Raw genomic sequence first — 19,410 nt, forward strand, 5'->3', positions numbered from 1 at the left:
CAGAGCAAAGCAAAATTTGGCAGTATATCCAAAATTCGCGTGCCTGCTCGTTTTGCCGGTTTCAATCATACTGATGCATGCAATGCGCATGCGGTCGAAGGGCACAATAGCGCGGGTCTCGCGGTAAAGTGAGTTGCCATTACACCAACCCCACACACACCATCTCCCCACCAAACCACTGCTGCCTTAGCCCCCGCTGTTTTTCCAGCAGCAGCGTTAGATATTCGCGCAACGGATGAGCTGAGGGCAGCGCGGCAAGGTGCTTGCGAAGCCTGCGCTGAAAAGGAAACTGCTCAGCAGGCACATGCAACGGCGTGGCGTTTTGAGTAAGCCATTCGATGTCGGGCAACAGCAAATGTGTAGCGCCGCTGTCTAGCGCGAGCGTAACGCCTTTTACATCGAAGTCACCGGCGTAGATATGCGTTCGGCGGGTTTTGTGCCACGCCTCGGCCAGCAGGGCAAAGCCGCCGCCGTAGTGGCTGTCGCCGCGGTAAACTATTAGCGGATTAACGTATTCGCTTAGCGCTGGGCTATCGGCTGAAAACTCATAGAAGCTGTCGAGGTTTTCGACCTGAATTAAGGCGCTGAACGCGCTTAGTTTTAGCGCCTGAATATCCACATCGCGAATGGTGCGCGGCGGTTGTGCAAGCCCGTGCACAAACAACGGCGAAGCTTCCGGCGGTAGGCTGATTAATACTCGCCGTGCGCGGGGGCTTTCGCGGTTGGTTTTGTCTTCTTCTACGCCTTCTTTTGCCTGGGCGCCACTGGTCAGGCCGCTGAGCGAGCGGCCCAGTGGCGCTATTTTGGCGCTTTCGAGTACGTCATTAATCTGTGCCAACAGCGCGGCATCAAAGCGCAGCGTTTTACCGCTTAGCCGCGCGGCTAGATCAATATCATGTTGATGGCACCAGGCCACCATGTCGTCTACCCACTGGCGGCGCGGCCGCACTACCGTGGGCTGCTGGCAGAGCAAGCGGGCGACTTCATTAAGCCCGGTGCGCGCACGGCTGGGCAGGTTCATACCGGCACAGCCAGCTGCAGTTCAACGTCGTGAATCAGGCGCAGGTGATTGAAGGTGCTCGCCTGGCTTTCCTGCTGTTTGAGCCGAAATGCGCGCTGGTCGTTGCGCGGCAGGCCCTGGTATTCGGCAATCACCTGGAACAGCCAAATCTCATCCGGCCACTCCAGCGGGCTTTCGTGCAGGTACTCCAGGGCGCTAACCGGTTCCGCCTGAGGCTGATCGATCACGCTTAAATAGAAGTGCTCGACATCCTGTTTGAGCGCCTGCTGGCGGGCGGCGGCCATGCTAGTTTGCTGGGCTTGAGCAGGGGCCGCGGCTTCTACTGACTGGGTGGTATGGCGCGGCTGGGGTAGCTGGTGCAGCAGCTCAGCCAGGGCTTGGCTGTCGAGGTTGCGGTCCAGCGCCGGGGCGGCGGCGGCGCTTAGCGGTGCGGCTTGATTCACCAGCGTGGGCACCTCGCTGCGGCGGGCATAGTTGCCCGGTACAAAGCCGGGATGCTCGCGCATAAACGCCGCCATGCCGCTAATTAGGCGGCTGCGCGCCTGCTGCTTGCGAAAGCGCGCCATTAGCTCGATCAAGCGCCGCTGTACTTCGCGCAGGCCGGTGTAGTGGTTACTTAACTGCTGCTGCAACTGGCTGATTAAAAGCTTGCGCAGGCCGCCGTCGCTGCCTACGAGCTCAATCAGCTCGTCGAAGTCGATCAGCGCGAGGCCATCCAACAGGCGGGCGATCTGCTTTTGGGCGCGGTCGTTTTCACGGATTTTATCGTTGAGCTGGCTGACGAAACCGAAATCACTGTTCAGCCGCTGCCACAGGCTATCAATGGCATCGGCGAAGCGCCCGTTCAGGTCGTCGACTTCCTGGCGCAGTCGCATCAATTGCTGCTCCAACCGCCAGTGCTCGCCACGGCTGCGCGCCTCGCGATAGCTGTGTACCAATGAGCGAATCAGCTCCAAGGTTTCCGCTACGTCTGCGTTGACGTGGCGGCGGGTCTCGTCGGCTAGCATTTCAGCGATCAGTTCGCGCACCTTGGGCGCTAGCTTCACGCCGCTCTGCTCATCCGGCCGCCATAGAATGCGCGCCGCCAGCAGCTTACGCAGCGCGCTATCGCTGAGCGATTCCAGCGGCACCTCATCGCGGGTATAGGCCTGCATCAACGCTTCAGAATGCTTGCCCAGCAGCGCCAGCCGTTCACTGCCGGTTTTTAGCAGGCGGCTCTCTAGCTCACTCAAAGCAGCGCCTCCTGCTTGCCCTCTTCACCTTCGGCATCAATCGGCAGGTTCTCTTCATCGCGGATAAAGCGCACCAAGTCCACCAGGTAGTCGATCTTGCCGGTGACCACAAACACCTGCCGCTCGGAGTGCGGTTGGAGCAGGTAGCCGTGCTCTTTCAAGCGCTTGAAGACCTGCTTTACCTGGGCATCTAACTGGTCACTTTGGGAACCAAAAAAGCTGTCGGTGGCCAGGCGTTCCAGGCGCTCGCGCAGGCTTTGGTTATCTTCACACTTGGCGCTGAATTCGGCGGGTTTAAGCACATCGCCGGGGGCGGCCAGCGTGTCACGGCCTAGCGCTTCTTGAACCAACTGCAGCCATTCCAACAGCGGCAGCAGGCTATTAAGCGTATCGCCCAGCTGGCGCGAAAGCTGGTCACGGGCGCTGTCGTTCAACTGCCGCCAGGCCAGAAAATAGACGCTGCCGTCTTCATTACTGGCCAAGCGGCGGTTGAGGGGCCGCAGGTAGGTATCGATCTCCTCACGGGTCTCTTCATTGGTGAGATGGCGGTAGCCGCTCTCATCGCTGATCGGGCAGATAAACTCGCCGGCCAGCAGGCGCTCAAGCAGTGGGCCATGTTCGATCATAAAGTCACCTCCTGCTGACGCTCCTGAAGCCGCTCAGCCAAGCGGCTTAACCGTGGCTCAATGCGCTTTAGCACCCGCTTGTTGGGCTGAGTGTCATCGCGGTCAATCAAGTAACGGTTGGCGAACAGCAGCAGCACGTCCGATTCAGGGTTGGGGAACGCACCCACAATGTGAATGCGGTTGCTGTCGCAAGCATCAAACAGCTTTTCGACGTTGTGGTACGCCAGCGTGCCAATCTCATCAATCGGCCAGTGGATGGCGATTTCCGCATCGCCGCGCAGCAAGCGGGTAAAGGCGAGCAGAAATTTACACAGAATCAGATACGCCATGCCGTGGCTAGAGGATTCCAACAGCTGGCGGTCGTTTTTGATCACCAGATCCGTGCCGCCTTCGTTGAGATGCAGCTCCAGGCGCAGCAGGCTTTCAAAGCTGTACTGCTGGTCGCTACGCAGCAGATCGACCACGTCCGCCAGGGTGTTTAAGTAGTCGTCGCTAGGCAGCGTTTGGCCGGATTCGCGCCATTCTTTATAGCGCTGGGCAAACAGCTTCAGCGGCTCCCAGAAGCCCAGCTCATCGATAGTCGACTGGATGCGCACTTCGGCCTTGCTGATGCCTTCCAGGCGCAGGTCATCGGCGACTTCTTCAGACAGCCGACGGCTCTGGGCGCTGATGCGGCGGTTCAAATCGCGGAACACGGTAAAGAACTTATCCAGGTCGTCGCTGAGATTGCGCCCTTCCTGAATCAGTTGCTGCTGTTGGTCTTCGAGCAGTTTGAGCATGTCGCGCAGTAGCGGTAGCTGTAGGCGCGGGTTGTCGCTTTGCAGCTTGCTGCGCTCACTTTCCAACGCTTCGGCAAAGCCGCTGCTGGCGTCTTTAATCAGCTGGCTTTCGACGTCTAAACAGCCACGGCGCAGCTGCTCAATCTGCTGGTGGCGGCTGCCTAATGCCTGTCGGGCGCGCTCAATGCGTTCATCCACATCACCCAGCGCTTGGGTTGGCACTTGGCCGTCAGGTTCAATAGCCAGGCTTTCTAGCTGCGAGAGCAGTGGCTTCAACGCTTCCAGGCAGGCATGTTCGCTTTCACGCTGGGTTTTAAGCCCGCTTACAGCACTCTGGTGAGTTTTACGCGCGGCCTGAAAGTCGTTTTTGAGATGCTCTTTATCGCGTGCCAACTGCTGGTCGGCCTGCGCAAGTTCGGCTTCTTGGGCGACAAGCTGCGGCTTGTGCTGCCCCCACTCGACGCGCATAAAGCGGGTGTAGTCGGTGAGCTCATCCTGCCGCGCGGCGGTCGTGCGGATGCGCTCGTCCTGGCTCGCCAGGCGCTCTTTGGTGGCTTTTAGCTGGGCCGGGTCGACGCCCTGCTCGGCCAGTTCTTGGCTAAATGCGTCTTCAAGCTCTGCGCGCTGGCGCTGATGTTCGGCGTTGGCATCGCTAAGCTGCTGTTTATACTGGCGCAGCTGGGCATCCAGGCTGTCTACCTGGCTTTGGCCGTCGGCTTTTAGCTCCAACAGCTGGCTTTGCTGCGTTTCGCCAAGCGCCGCGAGCGCCTGCTGCTTCTCTTCACGCAGTGCGGCTTGCGCCTGCTCTTGGTTGGCTAACGCGGACTGATGGGCGGCGCGGCGCTCTTGCTGATGCTTGGTTTGTCGCTCCTGCTGCTGGCGGCGCGCCTCTAGCGCAAACTCGACTTCCTGCTCGGCGCGCCGATGCGCCATGCGGGCCTGATCCTGAGCTTCATCGGCCTGCTGTACGCGCTCGTTGTGCTGTTTAAGCGCTTTTTCGGTTGCTTGACACTCTGACTGCACGCGCCGCTTGGCGGTATCCGCCGCTTCAATCGCGGCCAGCAGGCTGGCTTCATCCTGGGCGTAGCTCGGCAGGGCAATGGCAGAAAGATCTAATACCAATCCAAACAGGTCGTCGCTAGCGCCTTCGGCAAGCCGTGGGGCTAAATCGCGCCGCTCTAATAGCTCTGGGGCAACGACCTTGCCTAGCTGCTGCTCCCAGCCGGGGCGATGGTAGCGCAGAAAGTGGCGCAGGCTGCCCTGCTCGGGGTCACGCTGCTGATAAAGCGCAAAGCTGCGCTGCTCGGCGCGTTCCAGCTGTTGGCGAAGCTGCACCAGCTGCTGCTCAGCGGCGTCGCGTTCGCGCTTGCGGGTTTCAAACTCACGGCGCAGCCCGTCTAGGGTTGCGGCCGCCCCGCTGCGCTCCTGCTGAGCTTGGTCCAAGCGCGCCTGGGCAAGCTCCGCGTCGTTGGCCTCTTGCGTGGTTTGGCTGGTCAGTGAAAGCTGTGCTTTAAGCTCAGCTAGCTGCTCAACGCCTAGCTCTAGCTGGGCCTGATACTCGCCCTCAAGGCGCTGGCGCTCCTGCTGATAGCGTTCATTGAGCTTTTGCTCCGCCTCCCACTGCTGTTCGCGGCGCTGGGCTTTCTCTTCCACCAAGGCGTCGATCAGCTCCTGGGCTTCACGCGTTTGGCGGGCCAGCGCTTCAGACAATTCGCGCAGGCGACCGTCGAGGCGCGCTTGGCTTTCCTTGAACTTATCCTGAAGAAGCTGCAAATGTTTCTTTAGCTCTTCGTACTGCTCCCGCCACTGGGGCAGCGCGTTGATGTCGCGCTCCAGGGCGGGCATATCCGCGTCAGAGTAGCGCTCAAACTGGGTTTGCAGGTCGTTCAAGCGGCGCTGGGTGTGCTGTAAATCGCTGACCACTTCGCTATGGCGATCATTAAGCTCATCGCGCGCCTGGGCATAGCCGCTTTCACGCTGCTGAAACTCGCGCTGATGGCGAGTAAGTTCAGCGTCCACGTCGGCCATGTGACGCTCTGCCCGCTGGCGGTCATCTTCAAGCTGGGGCTTTAGCTGCCATAGCGTGGCGTCTAAATGGGCTAGCTCGCGGTCGATACCGGCCAACCGAGCCAGCGATGCCTGCAGCGGCTCTAGCCGCATGGATTGGCGCATCTGGGCAATCCACTCGCGCGCTTTGGTATTGCGAATGCGCGTGATCGGCAGCTCAACGCCGTCTTCTTCAAAAATAGCCGCCAGCATGGTTTTGAGGGTATCCATCTTGCCCTCTTTGGCATGCACCGCGGAAACCAGCTTTTCGATATGGCGAATGCGGCGCTCGGGTTTGACCAGACTGAACTGCGCCGCGATTTGACGCAGTTTGAGGCCATCGCGGCTGTTGCCATGCAGCTGGGTAAAGTCGTTTTGAATCACCGAGCGAAATTCAGAGGTCGCGCCCAGCTTGGACGACACCGGCGTGCCGTTACGGCGCAGGCCGCTGGCCCACTGGCTGTAATCCAGCGCAGCTACGCCCGCCTCGCTTTCAACCAAGTAATCTTCCGGCTGATAGGGCCCGCCAACAAAGCGATACTCGACCCCGCCTTCGGCTTTACGGGTGAGCACCGCCTGGCAAACATTGCCCGCTTCGCGACGATATTCGTACACCAGGTAGCTATTGCGATGAGGCAAATAAAACGCATCGAACTTCATGCGGGTTTTCGGCACGACCTTATTAGGCAGCTCGCCGTAAAACACCGGCACCAGCCGCTGCAGCGTGGTTTTGCCCGAGGCGTTGGTGCCACAAATATTGGTGTGGCCGTCCACACTCAGTTCCACCACCCCTTCCAGGTGGCCGTGAATCATCACGATGCGTAGCAGGTGGGCCATGCCGTGTCCTTTCGTTTGCTGATCGAATCGTTTTGCTGATCAAAGAAAGCGACTATCTTGCCAGACACATTGATAGCTTGTCTTACTCTTATCGAGCGTTTGGATTCGGCATTGCCACCAGTATCAAGCGGTGCCCAGCAACCCTGCAAAGAAACTCACCGCGTTGGCTTCTAATCCTTCAAGGTAATATCCGCCTTCCTGCACCACCAGCGTGGGTACGTTCAAGCCGGCTACTTTACGGCCTAGCTCACAAAACCCTGGGGTTGAAACAGTCACCTTGGCTTGGGGGTCAAGCGCGTAAATGTCGAATCCCAGCGCCAGCACTATCGCATCGGGTTCAAATAGCCGAATGGCTTGGCAGGCTTGCTCCAGGCGATCAAAAAACACCGATTCTGGTGAACCGTGGGGCATCGGTAGGTTGAGGTTGTAGCCCAGCCCGGCACCCTGCCCACGCTCGTCTTCAAAGCCGGTTACTGCGGGGTAAAAGTTAGTGGTATCGCCGTGGATCGAGATATACAGCACATCGTCGCGCTGGTAGAAAATTTCCTGAACACCCTGCCCATGATGCATATCGGGGTCTAACACCACGATGCGCGGGTAGCGCGTTTTAAGATGCTGCGCGGCAATGGCGGCATTATTGAGAAAGCAAAAGCCACCGGCGGAGTCGATGCCTGCATGGTGTCCCGGCGGGCGCGATAGCGCATAGGCAAACCGATCACCCGCCAGTAAGGCCTCGGCACCGGCCACCGCGCTTTGCGCCGACCAATAGGCTGAATGCCAGGTATGCTGGCCCACCGGCGCGCTGCCGTCTGCCAGGTAGCGTGCGGCTTCTGCCAATATGCCGCGCAGGGCGTTGGGCGAGCGCACGAAGATGTTGGAGATGACCTCTTCCCCCCAGTCTTCGTCAAGCTCATGCCAGCGCCGATAAGCACTTTCAAGAAAGCGCAGATAGGCAAACGAATGGACCGCCCTTAGCGGCGCCACGCCGCAATCCAGGGGTTCCTGGATATCAAAACCAAGACGTTTAGCGGCTGCCAGTAACTGCGTGGCGCGCTCGGGCATCTCCTGGGGCGTGCGCATTTTCCCGCGGGAGAAGTAGGTTTGCGGCTGATGGAGCAGTTGCTCAGCGTGGAAGAATGTTTTCATCGGGATGCCCCCCTATTTCGCCCACACCCTTTACTACGGAGTCGCGGGCCACGCCGATATGGTAGTCAATTGCCTCGCGGCAAGCCTCAGGGCTACCGCTATCCAGCGCATCGAGCAGTTTGAAGTGGCTGGTCGCGATGGTGTCGGGGGCTTCATGCGTTTTGGTAATTAAGGTAATGCATAAGCGCAGCTCGTGGCTCAAGTCGTCAAAAGCGCGCAGCAGCCGCTCATTACCGGCGTAGTGCAGCATTAAGCGATGAAACTGCAGATCTTCTTCAATACGGCGCGTGCCGTCGTTACCGGCGGCGGCCTCACAGAGCACCTCTACCTGTTGCTTTAACGCGCGCTGGGCATCGGGCGTATAGCGGCCAACTAGGCGATGAATCGCATGGCGCTCCAGGCACAGCCGAAAATCAAAGGCATCTTCGAGTTCAACGGCATTCAACGCCCTTACAAAGAAGCCGCGCCGGGGTTTTGAGATCAGCAGCCCGCGGCTTTCCAGCAGGCGCGCCGCCTCACGCACCGGTGCACGGCTAACGCCCAAGTCGCGGGAAAGCTGCACTTCTGAAAGCCGCTCACCGGGCAAAAAATGCTGCTTAACAATCGCTTGGGTCAAGTAGTCGGCAACTTGCTCGGCTAAGTTTTGCTGTTGAATAAAGGCCTTGGGAGGCACCGTTGATGAGACCATAAACGTTACTCATGGGGTATGACGCGTTTTCTTCAGTATGACGAAAAAAACCTTCTTGTCGACGAACGATTGCCGACTGTCGACAGTTTTACCACATGCTGCTATTTTCAAAGAAGGCTTACAACAAACATCACAACTGGGCCTAACACGCCACGCCTCGCTCGCCTAACGACTACGTAAACTCATTACGTGCTAATAACTGAGGAGCAGGAAACATGAAAAAAACTTTAGCGTTGGCTATTTCCGCTGCAGCACTCGCTTTTACCTCTGCCGCCCTGGCTAATGAGCCGAAGCTGGGGGGAACTGTTAACACGATTATTCAGCCAGAGCCGCCAGGCTTGGTGCTAGGCATGGTTCAAAATGCTCCCACGCGCACTGTGTCAGGCAATATTTACGAAGGGCTCATACGCTACTCCACTGATCTTGAGCCGATGCCGCAGTTGGCAGAGTCATGGGACGTCAGTGAAGATGGCCGCACCTATACCTTTCACCTCCGCGAAGGCGTTACCTGGCACGATGGCGAAGCCTTCACCGCGGATGACGTTGTCTTCTCTGCCGATGTATTCCACCGCGAGTTAAACCCCAGCGCACGGGCGGTGTTACAGCACGTTGAAAGCATTGAGGCCACCGACGACCACACCGTGGTCTTTACCCTGATTCAACCCTTTGGCCCGTTCCTGCTCTCTTTTGAAGCGGGCACCTTCACCATGGTGCCCGAGCACCTTTACGCCGGCACTGATTTCCGTAATAACGAGCACAACGACCACCCGATTGGCACTGGCCCGTTTAAATTCGCTAACTGGGAGCGCGGCACGGTTATCGAGCTGGTCAAAAACGAAGACTATTACGAAGACGGCCTGCCCTACCTGGACGGCATTAACTGGCACATCATTCCTGACGGGGCATCCCGCGCAGTCTCATTTGAAAATGAGAGTATCGATGTGCTGCCTAGCGGCACCGTCGAAAACTTCGATATTCCTCGCTTATCGCAAATGGATAACGTTTGCATGACCGAAGAGGGCCACGAGTATTTTAGCCCCTACTCGATGCTATGGATGAATAACCGCGAAGGCCCCACCGCGGATAAACGCTTTCGCCAAGCGGTGATGTACGCCATGGATCGGGAGTTCGCCCGTGATGTGCTGTGGAACGGCCTGGGTAAAGTGCCGCTTTCTGCCTTTGGCTCTAACGCGCGCTTCCAGGATGAAGATTTGGAACCCTACAACTACGATCCAGACCGTGCCCGTGAGCTGCTAGAGGAAATGGGCTACGACGGCGAAGAGGTCACCATTCTGCCACTGCCTTACGGTGAAACCTGGACCCGTTGGGCCGAAGCCGTGCAGCAAAACCTGCGCGAAGTGGGCATTAACGTCAGCACTCAAGCTACCGACGTGGGCGGCTGGAACCAGCGCTTGGGCGACTGGGATTATGACTTGGCCTTCACCTACCTGTACCAATACGGTGACCCGGCGCTGGGCATTTCACGTACCTATCTTTCAGACAATATTGCCAAAGGTTCGCCCTGGAATAACGTTGAAGGCTACGAAAATGCACGCGTTGACGAGCTGTTTAACGAAGCAGCCACTGCCTTTCCTGACGCAGAACGCGAGGCGCTTTACCGCGAAGTCCAAGAAATTCTCCATGAAGATGTACCCGTTGGCTGGCTGATGGAGCTAGGGTTTCCGACGCTATACCGCTGTGATGTGAAGGACCTGGTGACGTCTAGCGTAGGCGTTAACGACGGCTTTAAGGATGCCTGGCTAGACCGCTAGTTTTTAGCAAATGCCTAGCCCCACCCAGGCATTACGCGCTGGGTGGGCGTTTCAGCTACGTCAGGAATGTGCCCATGGTTTACGCTCGCTTAATACTCATGCGGCTTTTTAAAGCCGTTATTGTGCTGTTTTTAATCGTTATTTTTAATTTTTTACTGATTCAGTTGGCCCCCGGTGACCCAGCATCCATTCTGGCTGGCCAAGCGGGCGCTGCAGACCAAGAGTTCCTCAATCAGCTGCGCGAGCGCTTCGGCCTCGACCAGCCGATGTATGTTCAACTCTGGCGCTACGTGTCGGGCATCGCCATGCTCGATTTCGGCTACTCCTACCGCCTTGGCGTTCCGGTGTTTGACCTGATTATGGCGCGCCTGCCCGCTACGCTACTGCTCACCGGCACGGCCTTTGTGCTTTCGTTAGTACTCGGCATCGTCGCGGGTTCGATGGCGGCAGCGCGGGTTAAAAAGCCCTCTGGCTCGATCATTATGGCGCTGGCGCTGGTGTTTTATGCCACGCCGCTGTTCTGGGTCGCGCTGATGTCAGTGGTGGTGTTTTCGGTTTACTTGGGCTGGCTGCCGGCCTACGGCCTTTACACCGTTGGCGCAGGCCATACCGGCTTTGCGCTGGCGCTTGATGTCGCCAAACATCTGGTGCTTCCTGCGACAACCTTAGCGCTGTTCTTTATGGCGATTTATACCCGAATGACGCGCACATCAATGCTCGATGCCGCTCAGCAGGATTACGTTAAAACCGCCCGGGCCAAGGGCTTAAAACCGAGCATTATTCAGCGCCGCCATGTGTTGCGTAATGCGCTGCTGCCGATTATCACGCTAGCAGGCCTTCAAGCGGGGCAAATGGTGGGCGGGGCGATTCTAACCGAAACCGTGTTTGCCTGGCCCGGCATTGGGCGCCTCATGTTCGAAGCGCTAGAGCAGCGCGACTACAACCTGCTGCTGGGCATTTTCTTCTTCTCGGCGGCCTTGGTCATCGTCTTCAATATAATCACTGATGTGGTGTACAGCTTGGCTGATCCACGCATCAAGAAGGGGGCCGCATGAGCTTTTTCGCACGCTTCGCGCAAAACCGTGGTGCCCTGGTGGGGCTGATTATTTTGCTGGCGATTATCGCCATGGCCATACTCGCCCCGCTGCTGTTTCCTGAGTCGCCCTGGCGTATGGTGCAGCGGCCCTTTCTGCCACCGCTCTCGCAAGATGGGTTTCCGCTAGGCACCGACACCATGGGTCGCAACGTGGCTTCCGGCTTAATGCACGGTGCCTGGGTATCGCTTTTGATTGGGCTAGTTTCAACCAGTGTGGCGCTGCTTATTGGCGTTCCGCTGGGTGCGATTGCCGGTTACTACGGCGGGTTAGTTGACGACATACTGATGCGCTTTACCGAGTTTTTTCAGACGATTCCCAACTTCGCCCTGGCGATCGTGCTGGTGGCGATTATGCAGCCCAGCATCACCTCAATAGTGCTGGCGATTGCGATTGTCAGCTGGCCACCGGTGGCCCGTTTGGTGCGCGCTGAGTTTATGTCGCTGCGCAACCGTGAATATGTCGAGGCCGCGCGCTTAGTTGGCCAATCCAATAGCACTATTATCCTGCGCCAGATTCTGCCCAATACGCTGTCGCCCATTATCGTGCTGGCGTCATTAATGGTGGCCACCGCTATTTTGCTGGAATCGGCGCTGTCGTTTCTGGGCCTGGGTGATCCTAACGTGATGTCCTGGGGCTATATGATTGGGGCGGCGCGTACGGTGATTCGCCAGGCATGGTGGCTAAGCTTCTTTCCAGGGGTGGCCATTTTACTGACGGTACTCGCGTTAAATCTCGTGGGTGAAGGGCTAGACGATGCTTTGAATCCTAAACTTTCCCGCGAGCGCTAGGCGCTTGTTATGGCTGGAGTGCTTGTTATGAATGAAGCATCAACAGAAAGCGTACTTAGCATTCGCGATGTCAGCATTGCGCTACCTAAAGGCGCCGATCGCGCCCTAGCGGTAGAGAATGTTAGCTACGACGTAAAGCGCGGCGAAATTATGTGTGTGGTCGGTGAATCAGGCTCCGGCAAGTCAATGGCCGCCAATGCGGTGATGGGCCTGCTGCCGAAAGGCGTACGCCCCACCCAAGGCGAGATAATGTTTGAAGGGCAAAATCTACTCGCCCTGACGGAAAAGCAGCACCGCGCCGTGCGCGGCCTGAAAATTGGCATGATTTTCCAGGAACCCATGACCGCTCTTAACCCGCTGATGCGGGTAGGCGCACAAATTGCCGAAGTGTTTGAAGCCCACGGCCAACTGACGCCCAAAGAGCGCCAGGCGCGTGCGCTGGAGCTGTTAATTGAAGTCGGTATTCCGCAGCCCGAAAAAGCCATTCGCGCTTACCCATTCGAGCTTTCCGGCGGGCAGCGCCAGCGGGTGATTATCGCCATGGCACTGGCGCTGGAGCCTAGCTTACTGATTGCCGATGAGCCCACCACGGCGCTGGATGTCACCACCCAGGCGCAGATTCTGGAGCTGATTCGCGATTTGCAAAGCCGCCGTGGCATGTCAGTCATGTTTATTACTCACGACTTTGGCGTCGTCGCTGAAGTCGCCAACCGTGTTTGCGTGATGCGCCACGGAAAAATAGTAGAGCTAGGTGATGCGAAAGCGGTGCTGGAGACGCCTCAGAATGCCTACACTCAAGCGCTGATCGCAGCGATTCCCAGCAACGCGGTACCACCTCACCGCGAGACCAGCCAGGTAGCGCCTCTGTTGGAGATCAAGCAGCTCAATAAAGTGTTTCGTTCCCGAGGCGGCTGGCTCAAACCTTCCCGCGAAGTGCGTGCTTTAGAGGATGTTTCACTCACCTTAGCTAGGGGTGAAACCGTGGGCATTGTGGGCGAATCCGGCTCGGGAAAATCTACCTTGGGCCGCTGCGTGGTGAGGCTTGAGCATCCTGACAGCGGCGAACTGCTGCTGGATGGTATCAACCTTTCGCAGCTTAAAGGCGATGCGCTGCGCCGCGAGCGCCACCGAGTGCAGATGATTTTTCAAGACCCCTACGCCTCGCTCAATCCGCGTACCAAAGTGGGCATGGCGATTGCACAAGGGCCGATTGCTAACGGCACGCCCAAAGCGGCGGCGCTCAAGCAGGCAGGTGAGCTGCTGGACATGGTCGGCTTGGGCGCCGGGGCGGTAGAGCGCTACCCGCATGAATTTTCCGGTGGCCAGCGCCAGCGGATTGGCATTGCCAGAGCACTGGCGTTGAATCCAGAGCTGATCGTCGCGGACGAAGCCGTCTCAGCGTTGGACGTGTCCATTCAGGCTCAGGTGCTGGAGCTGCTTGAAGAACTGAAGCAGCGCCTGTCTTTGTCGCTGCTCTTTATCACTCATGACCTGCGGGTGGCGGCGCATATTTGCGATCGTATTGTCGTCATGCAGCATGGCCGCATTGTTGAGCAAGGCAGCGCTGAGCAAATATTTCTCGCTCCGCGCGAAGCGTATACTCAAGCGCTTCTTAAGGCGATTCCAGGCCGTGAAGCGCCTGTAGCAGCGACGGCTTAACCATTCATAGCCGCGCCTATTTAATCATCAGTAAGGATAACCAATGCAGATATCCCTGGAGGCACTGCGTGCCATTGTTGGCCCTGCCCATGTATTGACCGGCAACGATGTGCACAGCCGCAGCGTCGACTGGATGACCGGCGCGCCCTGCCAGGCAGGGGCGCTCGTTCGCCCTGCAAACACCGAGCAGGTGGCTGCGGTCATGCGCGCCTGTTATGAGGTGCAGCAACCGGTAGTCACTCACGGCGGATTAACCGGATTAGTACACGGTGCTGAAGCAAGCCCTGACGAGCTGGTGATCTCACTCGAACGCCTGACGGCCATTGAAGAGATTGATCAAGTAGGCGGCACGCTCACCGTGCAAGCCGGGGCACCGCTGCAACGGGTGCAAGAAGCAGCGCGAGAAGTCGGCCTACAGTTTCCGCTGGATTTAGGCGCCCGCGGCAGCTGTACGATCGGCGGCAATATCGCCACCAATGCAGGCGGCGTACGGGTGATTCGCTACGGCATGATGCGCCAGCAGGTGCTCGGCCTGGAGGCGGTGATGGCCGATGGCCGTGTGGTTAGCTCGATGAATCGCATGCTTAAGAACAACGCAGGATTCGATTTAAAGCAGCTGTTTATTGGCAGCGAAGGCACCCTGGGCATTGTGACCCGCGCCGTGCTGCGCCTGCAGCCCCCGACACCTAGCGAGCAGACGGCGATGGTCGCCTGCCCTTCATTTGAAGCGCTAACCGGCCTGCTCAGCCATATGGGCAAAGCGCTAGGCGGAAGCCTCGGCGCCTTTGAGGTCATGTGGCAAAACCACTACCGCCTGCTGACAGACACGCTGGGGCGCCATACCCCACCGATTCCAACGCATCACCCCTTCTATGTCATCATTGAATCGTTGGGCAGCGACGCTGAGCGCAATGCCAACCAGTTCAGCGAAGCATTGGAAAGCGCGCTCGAAAGCGAGCTGATCGTCGATGCGGTGATCGCCCAGTCTCACGCACAGCGTGATGGGCTGTGGGCCGTTCGTGAAGACATTGAAGGGCTCGTTAAAGGCCTAGCGCCGGTATTTACGTTCGATGTTAGCCTGCCGATTGCCGATATGCATCGCTACACCCTCGCGCTGGAAACGCAGCTAACGCAGCGCTGGCCAGAGGCGCGGCTAGTGGTGTTTGGCCACTTAGGCGATGGCAATCTGCATATTTCCGTGAGTACGGGCAACGATGCCATCGAGATTCGCCGTGAAGTCGAAGCCATGGTTTATGAGCCGCTGACTGCACTTGGCGGGTCTGTGTCCGCGGAGCACGGCATTGGCCTAGAAAAGCGCCCGTGGCTAAGCACCTGCCGCGCCAGCGCCGAGATCGAGTTGATGCAGACCCTCAAGCAAGCGCTAGACCCGCTCAATCTATTGAATCGCGGTAAAGTGCTTTAACGAAACGCCCAACGCTGATCATTACGACTGTTTTTGAGACCGCTTTTAGGAACCGCTATGCCCCGCTATCCCGAGCACTTAACCAGTGAAGGCCCTGTTAACCCGTTTCCTGGCATCAAGGTGTTAGAGCGCCGCATCGGAAAGGAGATCCCTCATCGACTGGGCTCTAACGAAGGCCTGGACATGCCCCACCGTGCGCTACGCGAGTACTTTGGCGATGCCCTAGCCGAACACGTTTACTGCTACGGAGACGCCGAGGCGCTCGGCGTGCGCCAGCGCCTGAGCGCCCAGCATGGTATGGCACTTGAAACGCTGCTGGTCGATGCCGGCGCCGACAGCCTTATTGCCCTGGCCCTGCGCACGACCTGTGAACCCGGCGCGACCGTCATCTGCACCGCCGGCACCTACCCCACCTTTGGCTATTTTGCGCTTGGCCAGGGATGCCGCTTGGTTGAACCCAGCTACGCTGAGGCACCTGGCTTGCTGGCGCCCGACCTCGAAGCGATAGTCGCTGCGGCGCATAAAGAAGATGCACGACTGGTGTACTTAGCCAATCCCGACAACCCCAGCGGCCACTTACACAGCGACAGCGCGATTGTGCAGCTGCGTGAAGCGCTGCCCGATACCTGCTGGCTGTTGCTAGATGAAGCCTATGGGGATTTTCGCGACGATGCTAACAGCGAGTTTGCTGCCCAAGCGCTGCCCGGCGTGATACGCCTGCGTACGCTCTCCAAGGCCCATGGCCTGGCTGGCCTGCGCATTGGCTACGCCATCGCTGACCCTGACGTGCTGGCGATGATGATGAAAGTGCGCATTCACTATGCGGTGTCGTCGTTAACGCTAGTGGCCGCGGAAGTGGTGCTCGACCATCCTGACGAGGTCGACCAGCACGTGGCCGATGTGAAAGCGCGCCGCGAGCAGTTGGCAGCGCACTTTCGCGCGCTGGGTGCCGACGTACTGCCCAGCGCCACGAACTTTGTTGGCATCCGCCTACCCAGCGCCGAACTCGCCGCTGAGGTGCATCAGCAGCTGCTCGCCGAAGGCGTGTTAGTGGCTCGATTGGCACACCCGGCGCTTGCCAACATCATTCGTATCACCGCCGTACAAGCAGCGCTGGAACCAGGAAGACTAGCGGCATTAGAGGCTGCGATTAACGCTTAAGCCTGCGTTAGCCAATGTCTAAAATCATCCAGCTCGCCACGCACCGCCTGACGGTATAAGCCTTGCAGCTGAGCCGTCACGCTGTCTGGATGGATGGGTTCATTGGCCGGTGGCGCCCCAGCGCGGGCGCCAATACGCCGCCCATCCAACTCGCGCAGCGGCAGTATCTCAGCGGCGGTGCCGGTTAAGAACGCTTCATCAGCGGTATATAGTTCATCGCGAGTAATCCGCCGCTCACGCACTTCAATGCCCAGCACTTTTTGCGCTAACTGAATCACGCTATCCCGGGTAATGCCCTGCAGGCACGACGTCACTTCCGGCGTGTGCAGTACGCCATCGCGCAGCAAAAAGACGTTAGCCGCCGAGGCCTCGGCCACATAGCCTTCTGGGTCAAGCATAATGGTTTCATCAAACCCGGCTTTCACGGCGGTATTGAGCGCGAGCATCGAGTTAACGTAGTGCCCGCTCGTCTTGGCCCGGCATAGGCTGATATTGACATGGTGACGCGCCCAGGAAGAGGTCAGGGCCCGCAGCCCGTGGGTGGCCGCCTGCGGTGAAATGTATGGGCCTAAATCCCACGCTGCCACCATCAGGTGGGTGCTGAGCCCCTGAGCACGCAGCCCCAAGCCTTCTGAGCCTAAAAACACGGTGGGCTTTAGGTAGGCATTGGTTAGGCTATTTTTACTCAGGCACTCGCGCTGAGCAGTGATGATGTCTGCCTCACTGGACGGCAGTGGAATGTCCAGCGCATGGGCGCTTTCTGCCAAGCGGCGCGTATGTTCAGCGACGCGGAACAGATGCGTGCCCGTAGCGCCTGCATAAGCACGCACACCTTCAAAACAGCCCATACCGTAGTGCAGGGTATGGGTAAACAGGTGAACCTTAGCGTCGCGCCACTCACGCCATTCGCCGTCTAGCCAAATCCAGCCATCGCGATCATCAAGCGGTGTCATCGTTTTGCTTGCTCCCACTGTTGGCACCAGCTTTCAATTAAGGCCTGCTGGTGCGGTTGCAGGGCCTGATAGCCCCACGCGGCAATTTCATCGTTTTGCGGGTCAGGTACGGTCGTCATACTGCCCGCCAGGGTTTGGATAACCGCGTGACCGCATAGCGGCACGTAGCCCTCCGAGTAGCCGCCTTCGTGTATCACTACCAGCTTGCCTTCGCAGCAGCGCTCGGCCAGTGCTTTCAGCTGGGCCGTCATGCGGGCGAACGCTTCGCTATTGAGCAGCATTTTGCCTAACGGGTCTTTGGCGCAGGCGTCATAGCCGCAGGCCACCACGATCAATTCAGGCGCAAAGGTTTCCAGCGCAGGCAGTACCAGCGTTTCCATGGCGTGCGCGTAGGCGCCCAAGCCACAGCCCGGCGGCAGCGGTAAGTTAAGATTGGCGCCGAGGCCGGGGCCTTCGCCCTGCTCGTCAAAGCTACCGGTTTCCAGCGGGTAGTTAGCCGCTTGATGGAGCGACACCGTGAATACGTCAGGCTCGCTGTAAAAGGCGGCCTGCTGGCCGTTGCCGTGGTGAACATCCCAATCGAGTATCGCCACGCGTTTCACCTGCCCCAGGGCACGAGCGCGCATCACCGCCACGGGAATATTGCCCAGTAGGCAAAAACCGCGGCCTTGATCGGCTTCTGCGTGGTGGCCAGGCGGGCGGCATAGTGCGTAAGCGTTGCTTACGTCGCCCCGCGCTACCGCCTCAACAGCCGCCACCGCCAAACCCGCCGACTGAGTAGCCGCCGCCCAGCTGCCGGGCATAAAGGGCGCACAGTCGCCACCGTTACCGCCTTGGCTTTTGTCGCCCGCCTGAAGCAGATTTAAATAGCGCGGGGTGTGAAAACGCAGCAGATCATCAACCATCGCTGCTGGTGGCTTCACGACGTGAAGCTCATCAATCAACCCACTGGCTTCGAGAATATTTTTTAACCGACGCTTGCTCTCCGGGCTTTCAGACGCCGCCTGGGGCTGTAAAAACTCACCGGGTGCGGAAAATACGCCTATCGCCCCTGGGTCATGCCAAAAGCAGCGCTCATGCCAGTAAAAGCCGGTTGCCTTCATGGCGCAAAGCCCTGCATAAAGGCGGCTAAGTTGACGCTTAAATGCTCAGTAGGATAGCCACCTTCCTGAATAATCACCGTGGGCAGCGACAGCGCGGCTAAGCGCTTGCCCACATCGACAAAGGCGTCGGTTTCCACGTTCAAGCCGGCTAACGGGTCGTCTTTATGGGCATCCAGTCCCAGCGCCACTACCACTGCATCGGGTGCATAGCTCTGAAGGTGATCAATTAACACCGCCAACGCATCTAGAAAGACCTCGCCATCGCTTCCGACTGATAAGGGCAAATTCACGTTAGCGTCTAAGCCCTCGCCACAGCCCTCTTCATCGGCACCGCCCCAAAAGAACGGGTAGAAGTCGCTGGGGTCGGCGTGCAGCGAACCGGTCCACACGTCACTGCGGGCATAAAAAATATCCTGGGTGCCGTTGCCGTGATGAAGATCCACATCAATGATCGCCACCTTGGCAAAGCGCTCACGCAGCACCGTGGCTGCCAGCGCGGCGTTATTGAGTAGGCAAAAGCCACCCGCGCGCTCAGGCCCAGCGTGATGGCCCGGCGGGCGACATAGGGCGTAGGCATTTGGCGCACCGTTAAGTACTTCTTCTGCAGCGGCTTCAGCCGTCGCAGCGGAGGCCAGCGCGCCCTGAAAGCTTGTGGCTCCTAGCGGGCAGGCCATATCGTGCAGATGCCAGCCCGCTTGGCCAATAGGATGGCGCGGGTAATGGTGGCCGCCCCCGCAAGGATGAATATTCGGCGCGACAAACGCTGCTGCGTTAGGCAGCGCCTGCCAGCGCGCGTAAATAGTCTCCAAAAACTGCAGGTAGCGCGGCGTATGAATCTGCTCTAAGCGCTTACGCAGCCGAGGAGAATCCGCTTCGCTAGGCGTTGTAAGTGTAAGCCCTACGCTAGCCAAACCTTGCGAGAGCAGCTCCGCGCGCACCGGACCTTCCGGTGAAGGCGCAGGCTGCCCGCGCAGTAAAAACGTTGGCGGTGCATGAGAGGCTTGGTCGGGATGGTAGAAGCATTTCATGATTAAGTTCGCAATCCTTAGGTTCTTGACGAGAACGGCCTGCGTTCGATG

At 58.5% G+C, this 19,410-nt stretch carries 15 protein-coding genes; 6 read left to right on the top strand and 9 right to left on the bottom strand.

From position 1 onward, the window contains the following. Positions 1-139: 139 nt before the first annotated feature. The 6 genes from ACT3TF_RS09385 to ACT3TF_RS09410 all read right to left on the bottom strand — a co-directional run bounded on the left by ACT3TF_RS09385 (position 140) and on the right by ACT3TF_RS09410 (position 8,375). The gene (locus ACT3TF_RS09385; RefSeq protein ID WP_444672097.1) at positions 140-1,021 is read right to left on the bottom strand and encodes a DUF7281 domain-containing protein; all 882 of its coding nucleotides are present in this window, start codon (positions 1,019-1,021) and stop codon (positions 140-142) included. Continuing rightward, the gene (locus ACT3TF_RS09390) at positions 1,018-2,253 is read right to left on the bottom strand and encodes a hypothetical protein (RefSeq protein WP_444672098.1); all 1,236 of its coding nucleotides are present in this window, start codon (positions 2,251-2,253) and stop codon (positions 1,018-1,020) included. The genes ACT3TF_RS09385 and ACT3TF_RS09390 overlap by 4 nt, the downstream gene beginning before the upstream one ends. Beyond that, positions 2,250-2,879 carry a condensin complex protein MksE gene (locus tag ACT3TF_RS09395; RefSeq protein WP_193062861.1) on the bottom strand — a complete coding sequence of 210 codons (630 nt, stop codon included), beginning with the start codon at positions 2,877-2,879 and terminating at the stop codon, positions 2,250-2,252. Before ACT3TF_RS09395 ends, ACT3TF_RS09390 begins: the two co-directional genes overlap by 4 nt. Further along, entirely contained in the window at positions 2,876-6,541 is a 3,666-nt protein-coding gene (locus ACT3TF_RS09400) for an ATP-binding protein (RefSeq protein ID WP_444672099.1), read from the bottom strand. The genes ACT3TF_RS09395 and ACT3TF_RS09400 overlap by 4 nt, the downstream gene beginning before the upstream one ends. A 123-nt stretch (positions 6,542-6,664) precedes the next feature. After that, positions 6,665-7,687 carry a histone deacetylase family protein gene (locus ACT3TF_RS09405; RefSeq protein ID WP_444672100.1) on the bottom strand — a complete coding sequence of 341 codons (1,023 nt, stop codon included), beginning with the start codon at positions 7,685-7,687 and terminating at the stop codon, positions 6,665-6,667. Then, positions 7,665-8,375 carry a GntR family transcriptional regulator gene (locus tag ACT3TF_RS09410; RefSeq protein WP_444672101.1) on the bottom strand — a complete coding sequence of 237 codons (711 nt, stop codon included), beginning with the start codon at positions 8,373-8,375 and terminating at the stop codon, positions 7,665-7,667. The genes ACT3TF_RS09405 and ACT3TF_RS09410 overlap by 23 nt, the downstream gene beginning before the upstream one ends. A 215-nt stretch (positions 8,376-8,590) precedes the next feature. Here ACT3TF_RS09410 and ACT3TF_RS09415 point away from each other — a divergent pair, with 215 nt between their 5' ends. The 6 genes from ACT3TF_RS09415 (at position 8,591) to ACT3TF_RS09440 (ending at position 16,275) form a co-directional block, all read left to right on the top strand. Next, positions 8,591-10,147, top strand: a complete 1,557-nt coding sequence (locus ACT3TF_RS09415) for an ABC transporter substrate-binding protein (RefSeq protein ID WP_444672102.1) — start codon at positions 8,591-8,593, stop codon at positions 10,145-10,147. Between the two features lie 74 nt (positions 10,148-10,221). Beyond that, positions 10,222-11,202: an ABC transporter permease gene (locus tag ACT3TF_RS09420; RefSeq protein ID WP_301733444.1), complete on the top strand. Its 981-nt coding sequence runs from the start codon at positions 10,222-10,224 to the stop codon at positions 11,200-11,202. Then, positions 11,199-12,032 carry an ABC transporter permease gene (locus ACT3TF_RS09425; protein WP_441686742.1) on the top strand — a complete coding sequence of 278 codons (834 nt, stop codon included), beginning with the start codon at positions 11,199-11,201 and terminating at the stop codon, positions 12,030-12,032. The genes ACT3TF_RS09420 and ACT3TF_RS09425 overlap by 4 nt, the downstream gene beginning before the upstream one ends. Before the next feature lie 27 nt (positions 12,033-12,059). Continuing rightward, the gene (locus ACT3TF_RS09430) at positions 12,060-13,691 is read left to right on the top strand and encodes an ABC transporter ATP-binding protein (protein WP_444672103.1); all 1,632 of its coding nucleotides are present in this window, start codon (positions 12,060-12,062) and stop codon (positions 13,689-13,691) included. 43 nt (positions 13,692-13,734) lie between these two features. Continuing rightward, entirely contained in the window at positions 13,735-15,114 is a 1,380-nt protein-coding gene (locus tag ACT3TF_RS09435; protein WP_444672104.1) for an FAD-binding oxidoreductase, read from the top strand. A 57-nt stretch (positions 15,115-15,171) separates the two neighbouring features. Next, on the top strand, positions 15,172-16,275 hold the full coding sequence (locus tag ACT3TF_RS09440) for a pyridoxal phosphate-dependent aminotransferase (RefSeq protein ID WP_444672105.1): 1,104 nt from the start codon (positions 15,172-15,174) through the stop codon (positions 16,273-16,275). On the opposite strand, the gene ACT3TF_RS09445 is transcribed toward ACT3TF_RS09440, so the two are convergent. From ACT3TF_RS09445 to ACT3TF_RS09455, 3 genes are read right to left on the bottom strand one after another with little or no spacing between them, the layout of a single operon-like run. Then, positions 16,272-17,228, bottom strand: coding sequence for a branched-chain amino acid transaminase (locus tag ACT3TF_RS09445; protein ID WP_444672106.1), 957 nt, complete (start codon positions 17,226-17,228; stop codon positions 16,272-16,274). The two genes, ACT3TF_RS09440 and ACT3TF_RS09445, sit on opposite strands and share 4 nt — an antisense overlap. Continuing rightward, positions 17,225-18,331 carry a class II histone deacetylase gene (locus ACT3TF_RS09450; RefSeq protein WP_441686720.1) on the bottom strand — a complete coding sequence of 369 codons (1,107 nt, stop codon included), beginning with the start codon at positions 18,329-18,331 and terminating at the stop codon, positions 17,225-17,227. The genes ACT3TF_RS09445 and ACT3TF_RS09450 overlap by 4 nt, the downstream gene beginning before the upstream one ends. Next, the gene (locus ACT3TF_RS09455) at positions 18,328-19,359 is read right to left on the bottom strand and encodes a histone deacetylase family protein (protein ID WP_441686721.1); all 1,032 of its coding nucleotides are present in this window, start codon (positions 19,357-19,359) and stop codon (positions 18,328-18,330) included. The genes ACT3TF_RS09450 and ACT3TF_RS09455 overlap by 4 nt, the downstream gene beginning before the upstream one ends. Between the last annotated feature and the right edge of the window lie 51 nt (positions 19,360-19,410).

The sequence above is a fragment of the Halomonas sp. AOP25-F1-15 genome, from assembly GCF_052378675.1.
Classification (GTDB): Bacteria; Pseudomonadota; Gammaproteobacteria; order Pseudomonadales; family Halomonadaceae; genus Vreelandella; species Vreelandella casei.